We start from the raw sequence: 10,477 nt of genomic DNA on the forward strand, positions 1-10,477 counted from the left end.
AGCCCACCTACACGGTTCCAGCAAGCATCGTTGGGTCGCTTGATTACCGGGTCCAGTTCGACTCACAACTTCGCGAGTTGAAAGACACGCCGGACCCGTATGCTGCTTCGCGCAGGAACTATCTGGAAGGCCGCCAGGCGGAGATTGACGCTCTGCATGGGCGAACGTCACCGCAACCGATCACGCGCCTTACGCTCCCGGTTTTCCCATGATGCATGGCTCTCCTGCTCGTTCCGAACTACGCCGCATACAAGAGAATTGGCTTGCCAAGAGCGAACGACGGGTTCTCCAATGGCTTTGCGCCCGAATGCCTGCTTCCATCACGCCGGATCGCCTGACCGCCATCGGCATGATTGGAGCCACAATGGTTTTTGGCGGCTACATTGCGAGCAATCTTGGCCACCTTTGGTTACTTTTGTCCCTCGCCGGCTATGTCGTTCAATGGTTTGGGGACTCAATGGACGGAAGCCTCGCGCGGTATCGTAAGATCGAGCGCCCCTCCTACGGATACTTCATCGATCACAGTTGTGACGGGATGGCAAATCTGCTGATCGTGGCCGGGATCGGCCTTTCCCCGTACGTGACCATGAACATCGCCATGGTCGCGCTGGCCGGTTACCTCTTGATGTCGGTTCACACATTCCTCGCGGCGCGAGTGATGGGCGAATTGCGACTGTCCTATCTCGCAATGGGTCCTACCGAGCTTCGCCTTTTCCTGATCCTGTTGACGATTGCGATGATGGCAATCGAGCCCGGCGGAGACCGTATCTGGACGATACCGGCACTAGACGCTCTGGTAGGATTCATCGGCGCCGCGCTGATTTGCCTATTTATAGTGCAAACCTTGCTAGTGGCTAGAACACTTGCTCGTGTCGATTCAAATGCGGATCGTTGATGTCAATGAGTACTACTGCCCGACAGGAGGTGGGGTTCGAACGTACATCGACCGGAAAATGCGACTCCTGGCTGATCTTGGTCACGAACTTATTGTCATCGCACCCGGCCATGAGAATCGTCTCGAACACCGCCCCGGCGGGGGGCGCGTTTTCTGGGTAGCCGCACCCCGCCTTCCGTTCGACCGAAGCTACGGGATGTTCTGGGATGGGGCTCCGGTAACGGCACTGCTCGATGAACTAAATCCCGACGTCGTCGAGACAAGCTCGCCGTTTCGCCCCGCATGGATCGTCGCCAACTGGAGAGCGCCCGCAGCTAAAGTCTTCTTCGCACACAATGACCATATGACTGCCTACGCGCAGCGTTGGGTGGGACGACTGGCCTCGCGGCAAAAAGTTGAGAGTTGGTTTGGGTGGTACACCCGCTACCTTGCTCACTTCCTCGACAGGTTCGATGCCTTTGTCACGAATGGCAGGACGCTCGACCGTTGGTATTCCGGCCGCGGACTTCAGGTCGATGCACCGCTTCCGCTCGGCGTGGAAGGCGGCGTTTTCGCCCCGCATCTTCGAGATGAACAACTACGGGCAGCGCTACTGGGCGAGTGCCACCTTCCACCTTGTGCGCATTTACTTATCGGGGTCGGGAGGCATCACCCGGAGAAGCGCTGGCCGATGGTTATTGATGCGGTTGAACAAGCCGGCCAATCGGCTATTGGGCTCATCCTCCTTGGCGACGGCGTCGATCGACCCAAAATCTTCAGCCGCGTCGCTGGCAATCCCCACATCCGGCTGTTTAAGCCGATCTTCGAGCGTGAGCGATTTGCATCCGTGTTGGCTAGCGCAGATGCGCTCGTGCACGGATCGGATACCGAACCTTTTGGTCTCGTTGCCTTAGAAGCCATCGCGTCAGGGCTGCCGTTGATTGTTCCTAACGAGGGAGGGTCAGCGGAATTTGCAGCACCAAGCCATTCCGAATCCTATAATGCGCGTGACGCGAAATCCTGCGCAGCGGCGAACCTGCGCCTGTTGGCGCGGGATTCCGTACAGTTACGTTCGGCAACCCTGGATGCAGCAGGAAGAGTTCGTACGGATCTCGATCACCTAATTGACCTACTGGATTATTATAATCAGCTACTCTTACGACGATCGATTTCATGATAAATTTCGCGAAAAAAAATGAAGCAAGGGTTGTAGTCATTGACGTATCTTACGGAAAACATTCCCTGGTGGCTTGATATAGCGCGCATCCTACTGGCAGGGTTGCTGGGTGCCATAATTGGCTGGCAACGTGAGCACCACGGCAGGGAAGCCGGAATCCGAACCTACATGGCTGCTTCGCTAGGAGCCTGCGCCTTCGGACTTGTGTCGAACGCCATCGGGGACCAAGGTCGCATCTCTGCGGGAATTGTTACTGGAGTAGGATTCATTGGCGCCGGCATCATCCTGCGCGACGCTGGGCGCGTGACGGGGCTCACAACGGCAGCTACGCTCTGGGCGTCTGCAGCGGTCGGGTTAAGCGCCGCGTACGGGATCTATCATCTGGCTGTCATAACCGCTCTGATGCTTCTTTTGATCCTTGAGCTGCCTCGCATGCCTGGGTGGACGCGGGTTTCGCACCGAGCCCGCTTGCATGTACACCATTCGGATTCCGACGACGAACCTACTCGATGAACATCACCTTGCACGCCGAAGCAGGCCAATCGGCTCGGAATCTAGCGCCGTGGAAGTTGGAATTGACGTCCCTTTCTCGGGATTTTCGCTTCGATGCAGCTTTTGAACGGCCAAATGAGCCTGCGGCTCAATCCGTGCTATGATACGCTTGTACTGGGGATGTTCGATGCGCTCGCTAAGCCTCGCTGTTTGCGGCCTTCTTCTCGCGGGGCCTGGCTTTGCTCAATCGCCGAACTGGTTGAACGCCCGGACGATCGAAATCGACATGAAGAATTTCGCTTTCGTTCCAGCCACGATCACGCTTCAACGCGGTGTTCCCTACCGCTTGCGCTTTGTTAACACGGCAGGGGGCGGCCACAATTTTGTCGCCAAGGCCTTTTTCGAGCAAGCCACTATTGACCCTGCCAGCCGGTCGACGATCAACAAGGGTGAGGTCGATCTGGGAGGCGGAGAAAGCGGGGACGTGCGCCTGGTTGTCAACCGGATCGGAACCTACGACGTGCATTGTTCGCACTTCATGCACTCGATTTTCGGCATGAAAGGCAAGATCGTCGTCCGGTGAGCGTCACTGGCTCGGCTCTCTTCCATGTCATGGCTGAGGACGTTCGGCGTAATGCAACGGCAAAGCCAACTCAGGCTCTGATAAGTGATCTCGTCGGGCTTCGTAACATTGCCGTAGTCCGTTTCGCTGGTCTCATATTTTAGAGAGCAAGCCAACGGGCCCGACAGCGACCACCCCGAAGGGCTATTGCGACGCACTCTCAAATCACCTATTGCGTTGGTTGAGAGAGATTCGCAAAAGGGTCAACGGTGAGAAATCTTGGTATTGGAACTGCACTCGGCTTCGGGCTGCTCACCGTCCCGGCAATGGCTCAAGACCAGTTCCTGCCGGGACCCGGCAGCACCTCGCAAACGATCATCGTGACCGGCGTCCGCGACGGCTATCAGATCGATGCGACCAGCACCGCCACGCGCACACCGACCGAGCTCAACGATGTCCCCCAAGCGGTCTCGATCATCACGGAAACGCAGATCGACGACCAGGCGATGCGCTCTATTGCCGATGTACTACGCTATGTCCCCGGCGCCGTAATCTCCCAAGGTGAGGGACACCGCGATCAGATCATCCTGCGCGGGAACAGCAGCACCGCAGACTTCTTCGTCGATGGCTTGCGTGACGACGTGCAATATTATCGCGGCCTCTACAATGCAGAGAGGATCGAGGTTTTGAAAGGTCCCAACGCGATGATCTTCGGGCGCGGCGGCGGCGGGGGCGTGATCAACCGCGTCACCAAGCGCCCTGTCGCCAACGCCTTCATCACCGGCAGCGGTTCGGCGGACACATATGGCGCATGGTATGTCGACGCCGACATCAGTCAGCCACTCAGCGAGTCCGTCTCCACCCGGATGAACGCCGTTTACGAGGAGTTCCGAAACAATCGCGACTTCTATGACGGGCGCCGGGTTGCGATCAACCCGACCGTCGCGCTCTCGCTCGGCGGTGCGACTCGGATCGATCTGGGCTTCGAATATAACAGCGACAAGCGAACGATCGACCGAGGCGTCCCCTCGGCCGTCCAGGGCTCGCTCACGAGCCCATCACGTCCGCTTACCGGCGTCCGCGACACCTTCTTCGGTGTGCCGGGGTTCAACGTCAGCGATTTCGAGGCCAAGGTCCTAAATGGCCGCGTTGAGCACCGCTTCAGCGACAATCTGACCCTGACCAGCCGGATCCTGTACGGTGATTATGACAAGCTCTATCGGAACGCCTTTGCGGTAACCCCGGTCACGCCGCGCGGCGGCGTCCGCAGCGTCGGCCTCGAAGCGTATAGCGATCCCACGACGCGCACGAACCTGCTCAACCAGAACGACCTTGTGTGGACCGTCACCACCGGCCCCGTTCGCCACGTGCTGCTCGCCGGCTTCGAAGTTAGCGACCAGCGCACGCGCAACCAGCGGATCAACGGCTTTTTCGGGGGTGGCGATATCGTCAATGGGGGGCGGCGCGTCTTTGTCGGGTTGGCCGACCCGATCACGGTGCCGCCGGTTACGCTGCGCACCGCCGCCAACACCGGCTACCGGTCGGTCCGCACGAACGCCGACGTCACTGCCTTCTACGTGCAGGACCAGATCTCGATCGGCGACCATGTCGATGTCATCGGCGGCGTTCGCCGCGACCGCTTCACGCTCAACGTCGACGACCTGGTTGCCGCACAGAGCTATAGCCGCACGGACACCCTGTGGTCTCCCCGAGTGGGCGTGGTGCTCAAGCCGGTGCAACCTGTCTCGATATACGCCAGCTATAGCCGGTCCTTCCTGCCGCAGTCGGGGGATCAATTCTCATCACTCGATATCACTAGCGCTGCGCTGGAACCGGAAAGGTTCGACAACTACGAGCTTGGCCTCAAGTGGGATATCCTGCCCACGCTGAACCTGACGGCCGCCATCTACCAGCTCGACCGCACCAACACCCGCGCGGCCGACCCCAACGACGCCGCGCGGACGGTGCTGACGGGTGCTCAGCGCAGTAAGGGGTTCGAACTCGGCCTTAGCGGTGCGATCACAGCACAGTGGCAGATCAGCGCGGGCTATGCGCTGCAGGACGCGACAATTCGCAAAACGACGAGTGTCGCCCCGGCCGGGCGCGAGGTTCCGCTGGTTCCCAAACAGCAGGCTTCGCTGTGGACCCGCTACGACCTCACCCCTCGCCTTGGGGCCGGGGTCGGGGTCTATCACCAGTCGAAGAGCTTCACCTCCATCAGCAATACCGCCATCCTACCCGCCTTCACGCGCGTCGATGCCGCGGCATTCTTCAAGCTCACCCCCCAGATCGAGGCGCAAATCAACGTCGAGAATCTGCTTAACAGCGATTATTTCTCGTCCGCCTACAACGACAACAACATCATGCCCGGCGCGCCGACGACGGTGCGCGCGACGGTTAGAATGAGGTTATAACGGCCAACTTGGTCGGTTGCGAGCATATGAACCTTGCAAAAGTTGGTGAGACGCCGCTGGCCGGTTTAGAAACCAGTCTTCGCCGATGGATCACAGGACTGGCGCATGAACTCCAGGGCATCACCGACGCGGCGCACCGCGTCGTTGTCCCCGACGAATATATCGAGACCCTCGTAGGGCTGCGCGCCCCCTTTGATCTCCACCGACGCCTGGGGCGCGTTGGCCGAGTAAAGCGGTCGGATCGCAACCACCTGATCGAGTTTCACGCTGAGGGCGCTTTTGTCGGCGAGCGTGAGCGTAACGAGGCAACCACCTTTCACTCCTACGCTCGTGATCCTGCTGCTCCGCACGAAACCCGGCCAAGGCTTTGCGACGGCTGTGCCGCGGGTCAGCATGTCCTGGATGAATTTCGAAGCACCCGCCACGGTTCGTGGCGCGGCAGGCACCGCTTGCTGAGCCGCCACGGGCGCGGCGCTGCCGAGCGAAAGTGCGCAGATCAATAGGTGAGGACGAAGGAGCATCAGTGAACTGTAGCCGACCCTAGTCTTGCGTGGCAATAGGGAAAGGCGGTGCGGGCGCCCGATGCCGCGCAGGAAACAACGGCACGCCACCCCTGTGATGGCCGTAGCCGTAATCACCTACGTCGAGCTGAAGAAGGCAATTCGCATAGCTCTCCGTTCCAGGCTGGAAGCCATAACTCGCACACGCCGCCCGATGGCGAGCGGCCATTTCTCGCGGACTGACACAGCCAGAAAGCACGAGCGACGTCGAGATGGCGAGAAGCTTGAAAGCGTCACGCACCATTGTCCTGGTCCAAACACGGGCGGAACCCAAAGGGAAGAGCGCCGCCCTAGGCGCAGAATGAACCAGTCCGCAACAAAAGCCAAATGCCATTGTGGCCGGGACTCGCGATGGGAAAGCGGTCGACAACAACGTCACATTAACCTTCTTCCTTCACGGTGGAAGCCGGACCAACCCCGACGCGAGCATAGATGTCGCTTTTCCTCGATCAGACGTTTGCGAGCACCGGGTTAGCTGCGATCCTATTCGGCATCGTCGGCCTCGGCTGCGTGGTGAGCTGGCCGCTCCTACCCTCGCGCCGGGGAGCGCTCATGGTGCAAGGCACCGGCGCGTGCGCCTTCGCGCTGCACTTCGCGCTGATCGGCGCGCCTACCGCTTCGGCCGCATGCGTTCTTTCCCTGATGCAGCTCACCGTCGCGCTGGTGGTTCGTGACCGGGTTGCCAAGCTCGCGCTCGACGGCGCGACGTTGCTCGCGCTGCTATTGCTTACCGTGGCGACCTGGCATGGGCTCCTATCCGGCCTTGCCGCTTGCGGCGGGGCTGCTTCCTTCATGGCACGGACCCAGCGATCAACGACGCGGATGAAGATGGTCTTTCTCGTGGCCGCCCCCTTCTGGCTGGCCCACAATCTTCTCATTGGCGCACCGTTCGCCTTGGCCGTTGATCTTGTATCTGTCGCAGGCAATCTGCTTGGGCTTTTTGCCTTTTGGAAGCGGAAACAGCGTGGAGCGGACGGGCCACGCAGCCTAAGCTGTCCGACGCAGCTTTCCCCACGTCACGCTTTCCGCTCTGGTCACCTATCCCTCGGCAAACTCGCGATTCCAAAGCGCGCGCGCGCGTTACAGGGAGCCCAAGTCTTCACATGACACAGGCGATATACGCGCCCCCACTCCCGCCGGCGCGTTCGATAGCTCAAGTAGGCGGAAAGCGGAGTTGGAGCGAGCCACGCCCGGCGAACCTTGCCGACGCTAAAGCTTTGGTACGCTTGAAGATCGCCCTCGCTCGCGAAGCGGAACATATGATCTTCGATGTCCGAGATCGAGGGGAACTCCTGCGCCGCACAACTGTGGAGCTGAGCGCCGCCGTAGCCGGCGAACGAGGCATCTTCGTCCTGCAACGCATAGGCGACCTCGTCGGCTACATAGATGTGCGGAGCGTGTGCATCGAAGGCGCTGCCGAATTTGCCTCGTTTAATCTGGCTATCCGGACACGGTGGCAGGGACGTGGGCTCGGAACAAGTCTGGTGAAATCCGCCGAGGAATGGGTACGTCGCCGCAGGATACCTTTCCTGATCTTCCACGTTGCTGTTCGCAACGACCGGGCGTTCGCACTCTACCAACGGCTTGGCTATACCGTGTGCGGAGATGTGGTGGCGGCCAACAAAGAATCGGGCGTTGTTGGCGATTACTACGCGATGGGCCGAATGCTCGATGCCGACGAAGTTGCCCTAGCGTGATGCATTAACGACTATCTTGTCCATCCGGCCTGACCCTGATCGTGCATCGCACCGTCTCGCGCGCCCGGGCTGCGGCTTTGCTGCACCCCTCAATCGTTTTGCGGTTGGCCGTCACGATCCTGTCGGCCGCGACGACTGCGCGGAACGCGGCCGGGTCGGCGCTCTGCATCATCCGCTGACCGGCCTCCCAACGGGGCATGTCGAGCGTCCGCGCCGCCAAGCGCGCGGGCCATTGCCAGCTCGCCGGCGCGATCTCGCGCGCGACAAAACCCGGCACGATCGCCCATGCGACGACGCCGATCGCCACCCCGCCCAAGCCAAACCATAGCTGCCGGTTCTTCTGCTCGGCCAGTGTCCATGCGGACCCGGCGATAGCGCGAAGCTCGGCCATGACGCGGGCCTTGTCCTCACCCGCCTTGGCGAGCGCCGCCTGGTCCTCGCGCCGGGCCGCGCTGCCCGCCGCGGCGATCCGCTGCGCCATCTGCTCCGGCGTCATCGCCAGCGCCGGACTTCGCGCGATCACGTCGTTGATGGCCGCGATACGGTCGGCCGTAGCGTCCACGCCCTTCTGCATCCGCCCCAACGTCTCGGTATAGTCGGGAAAGTCGATCGCGCCGCGCTCGGCCGCCAGACCCTCCACGGCGCGGCGCAATAGCGCCAGCTCGACGCACATGGCCTCGAACGCCTCGGCTGCGTCGGTTCCTTGGCTGTTGTCCTCGTCCGTCACCCGTCCCCCTTACCGGCTCATGCCACGATCGCGGTTGCGGCCTTGTCCGACCCACTGCGCCAGCTCCTGCCCGATCGACCGGCCCCGCTCCATACTCAACGCCAACTCGGGCGCGCGACGCTTCAAGATGGATTCGAGCTGCGGGTCGCGGTGCAACCCGCCCGCGATGCTCTCCATGCGCTTGCCGAGCCGTTCCACACCCGATCAAAGATCATGGGGCGCGAGGGCTAATGCGCCTTGCCGCGTAGTATCTTGTAGGCAGGCCGGCCGCCTCGCCATCACCGCAAAAAGATTGGATAGCTCATGATCAGAACGAAATTTTCTGGCAAGCTGCTTCACGCTGCCGCGGCCATCGGCATCGTCACCGCGGGTGTGAGCGTCGCTTCGGCACAGACAAGTGGCGGCTCGATGGCGGGAATGAAGATGGGCCCAGACTCCAAGATGGACGTGAAGAACAAAAAGACGGCGTCAAAAAAGGTGGTTGCCAAGAAGGCCTCGCACAACGACGGTTCTCATAAGGGCGCGCATCACAAGGCAGCCTCTAAGCCAAAATGATATAGCTGTAATTGTCAGCGCGTCGCCGAGATTGATCCAGGCGACCTGCTTACTATGATAAGAGAACAGTTAAATAATGACCGATATTCTAGGTTTCGTGGACAAAGGGTATCCAGAGTTTGACTGAGGCGAGCGCGACGAAGCCGAGATAGGATTCCTTGGTTTTGTCGTAGCGGGTCGCAACGCGTCGCCAGTTCTTGAGTTTATTGAACAGTCGCTCGATCAGGTTGCGCCACTTGTATTTCGCGCGATCATGCGCGGCGGGATTACGCCGGCCCGCCTTGGCCGGGATCACCGCCTCGACGCCCGCCGCCTCAATCTCTTCGCGGATCGCATCGGCATCGTATCCCCGATCAGCCAGGAAGGCCTCGATCCGGTCAGTTATCATGCGGAACAGCGGTGCGAAGCCCTGCACATCGTGCGCTTGCCCCGGTGTCAGCACGAAGCCGAGGGGCAAGCCTCTGGCATCGCACCTTGCGTGGAGCTTGGTGGTGAAGCCGCCGCGCGATCGGCCAAGCGCCTCGGTTTGCTGAGTCCCCTTTTTATGCCGACGGCACAATAATGTGCCCGGACCACGGTGCTATCGATCATGTCGGCGGCTGTGTCGCGCCCCGCCAGTTCCGCCAGCGTCTCCAGCATGGCATCGAACACGCCGGTCGTAACCCATCGTCGATAGCGCCGGAAAACGCTGTTCCACTTGCCATACTCATCCGGCAGGTGACGCCACTGCGCTCCGGTCCGCGCGATCCACATCATGCCTTCGAAATAGGGGCGGTTGTCCTGCGCCGGACGGCAGCCACGACCCCGCTCAGGTGGCAGCAGCGGCCCGATCACTTCCCACTCTTCGTCCGTAACGCCAATCCGCTCGCCCAAGGCTGCCTCCAAAAGCCAGCCTTGAATCAAGGTCCGAGTCCACAGTCAAGCTTTGTCCACGAAACCTAGCCAAACAGGCAACGATTTACCGGATGGTGATGCCGGAACACACACGTCCATATGGCTTGAAGGCAAAGGATCTGCTGCGGGGCGAGGGCTATGCGGTCGAGGATCATTGACTCACGACGCGCGCCGAGATTGACGCTTTCAAAGCGAAACATGGTGTTATGACGACACCGCAAACCTTCATTGCTGGGGATGGGGTAGCCGGCTGTGAGGACCTGCGCCGCTTTTTCGGCAAAACGATACGTGATCCGCGGGCCGTTACCTACCGTCCAGTGATCGCGGTATTTGCGATGACGAAGCCGCCTGACCCAGGCCCGCACCCACCCGGGCAGAGACGGCAACCAGCATGGGGGTGCGCCGGCTCCGGGCTACGCCCTGCGCCGTCACACCCCCATGCCGGTCAGCGCTGCTGCGCGTCCGGATAACACCATCAGGGCAGGGTCAATGTTGAACGCCGATCGGGGGTCAATATCCAGCGCC

At 60.7% G+C, this 10,477-nt stretch carries 11 protein-coding genes and 3 pseudogenes; 10 read left to right on the plus strand and 4 right to left on the minus strand.

Annotated elements, in window-relative coordinates:
• The 6 genes and pseudogenes from KYK83_RS16695 to KYK83_RS16720 form a co-directional block, all read left to right on the plus strand.
• A pseudogene (locus KYK83_RS16695) lies at window positions 1–212 on the plus strand (MlaA family lipoprotein); the annotation flags it as partial.
• Window positions 209–895 carry a CDP-alcohol phosphatidyltransferase family protein gene (locus KYK83_RS16700; protein ID WP_082737838.1) on the plus strand — a complete coding sequence of 229 codons (687 nt, stop codon included), beginning with the start codon at window positions 209–211 and terminating at the stop codon, window positions 893–895. The pseudogene KYK83_RS16695 and the gene KYK83_RS16700, both read left to right, overlap by 4 nt.
• Window positions 882–2,051 (plus strand): glycosyltransferase, encoded by a 1,170-nt coding sequence (locus KYK83_RS16705; protein WP_222829065.1) that lies wholly within the window; start codon window positions 882–884, stop codon window positions 2,049–2,051. Before KYK83_RS16700 ends, KYK83_RS16705 begins: the two co-directional genes overlap by 14 nt.
• A gap of 39 nt (window positions 2,052–2,090) precedes the next feature.
• The gene (locus KYK83_RS17570) at window positions 2,091–2,564 is read left to right on the plus strand and encodes an MgtC/SapB family protein (protein WP_051121504.1); all 474 of its coding nucleotides are present in this window, start codon (window positions 2,091–2,093) and stop codon (window positions 2,562–2,564) included.
• Window positions 2,565–2,730: 166 nt separating this feature from the next.
• Window positions 2,731–3,126: a cupredoxin domain-containing protein gene (locus tag KYK83_RS16715; protein ID WP_067684272.1), complete on the plus strand. Its 396-nt coding sequence runs from the start codon at window positions 2,731–2,733 to the stop codon at window positions 3,124–3,126.
• A 248-nt stretch (window positions 3,127–3,374) separates the two neighbouring features.
• The gene (locus KYK83_RS16720; protein ID WP_234036478.1) at window positions 3,375–5,519 is read left to right on the plus strand and encodes a TonB-dependent receptor; all 2,145 of its coding nucleotides are present in this window, start codon (window positions 3,375–3,377) and stop codon (window positions 5,517–5,519) included.
• A gap of 65 nt (window positions 5,520–5,584) precedes the next feature.
• Here the strand turns inward: KYK83_RS16720 and KYK83_RS16725 are convergent, their stop codons facing one another.
• Complete coding sequence (locus KYK83_RS16725) at window positions 5,585–6,040, minus strand: hypothetical protein (RefSeq protein ID WP_037569531.1); 456 nt, start codon at window positions 6,038–6,040, stop codon at window positions 5,585–5,587.
• Window positions 6,041–6,511: 471 nt separating this feature from the next.
• On the opposite strand from KYK83_RS16725, the gene KYK83_RS16730 reads away from it, so the two are divergent.
• Window positions 6,512–7,186, plus strand: a complete 675-nt coding sequence (locus KYK83_RS16730) for a YgjV family protein (protein ID WP_082731248.1) — start codon at window positions 6,512–6,514, stop codon at window positions 7,184–7,186.
• Window positions 7,183–7,776, plus strand: coding sequence for a GNAT family N-acetyltransferase (locus tag KYK83_RS16735; RefSeq protein ID WP_082851512.1), 594 nt, complete (start codon window positions 7,183–7,185; stop codon window positions 7,774–7,776). The genes KYK83_RS16730 and KYK83_RS16735 overlap by 4 nt, the downstream gene beginning before the upstream one ends.
• Before the next feature lie 4 nt (window positions 7,777–7,780).
• Here KYK83_RS16735 and KYK83_RS16740 read toward each other — a convergent pair whose 3' ends face one another.
• Both KYK83_RS16740 and KYK83_RS16745 read right to left on the minus strand, forming a co-directional pair.
• Entirely contained in the window at window positions 7,781–8,503 is a 723-nt protein-coding gene (locus KYK83_RS16740; RefSeq protein WP_067684266.1) for a DUF6118 family protein, read from the minus strand.
• Window positions 8,504–8,512: 9 nt separating this feature from the next.
• Complete coding sequence (locus tag KYK83_RS16745) at window positions 8,513–8,701, minus strand: hypothetical protein (RefSeq protein WP_234036477.1); 189 nt, start codon at window positions 8,699–8,701, stop codon at window positions 8,513–8,515.
• A gap of 105 nt (window positions 8,702–8,806) precedes the next feature.
• On the opposite strand from KYK83_RS16745, the gene KYK83_RS16750 reads away from it, so the two are divergent.
• Window positions 8,807–9,058: a hypothetical protein gene (locus KYK83_RS16750; protein WP_067684263.1), complete on the plus strand. Its 252-nt coding sequence runs from the start codon at window positions 8,807–8,809 to the stop codon at window positions 9,056–9,058.
• Between the two features lie 88 nt (window positions 9,059–9,146).
• Here KYK83_RS16750 and KYK83_RS16755 read toward each other — a convergent pair.
• Window positions 9,147–9,892: pseudogene (locus KYK83_RS16755) on the minus strand (IS5 family transposase).
• A gap of 131 nt (window positions 9,893–10,023) precedes the next feature.
• Between KYK83_RS16755 and KYK83_RS17330 the strand changes: the two are divergent.
• Window positions 10,024–10,293 (plus strand): annotated as a pseudogene (locus tag KYK83_RS17330) (thioredoxin domain-containing protein); the annotation flags it as partial.
• Between the last annotated feature and the right edge of the window lie 184 nt (window positions 10,294–10,477).

It is taken from the genome of Qipengyuania pacifica, from assembly GCF_019857205.1.
Lineage (GTDB): Bacteria > Pseudomonadota > Alphaproteobacteria > Sphingomonadales > Sphingomonadaceae > Qipengyuania > Qipengyuania pacifica.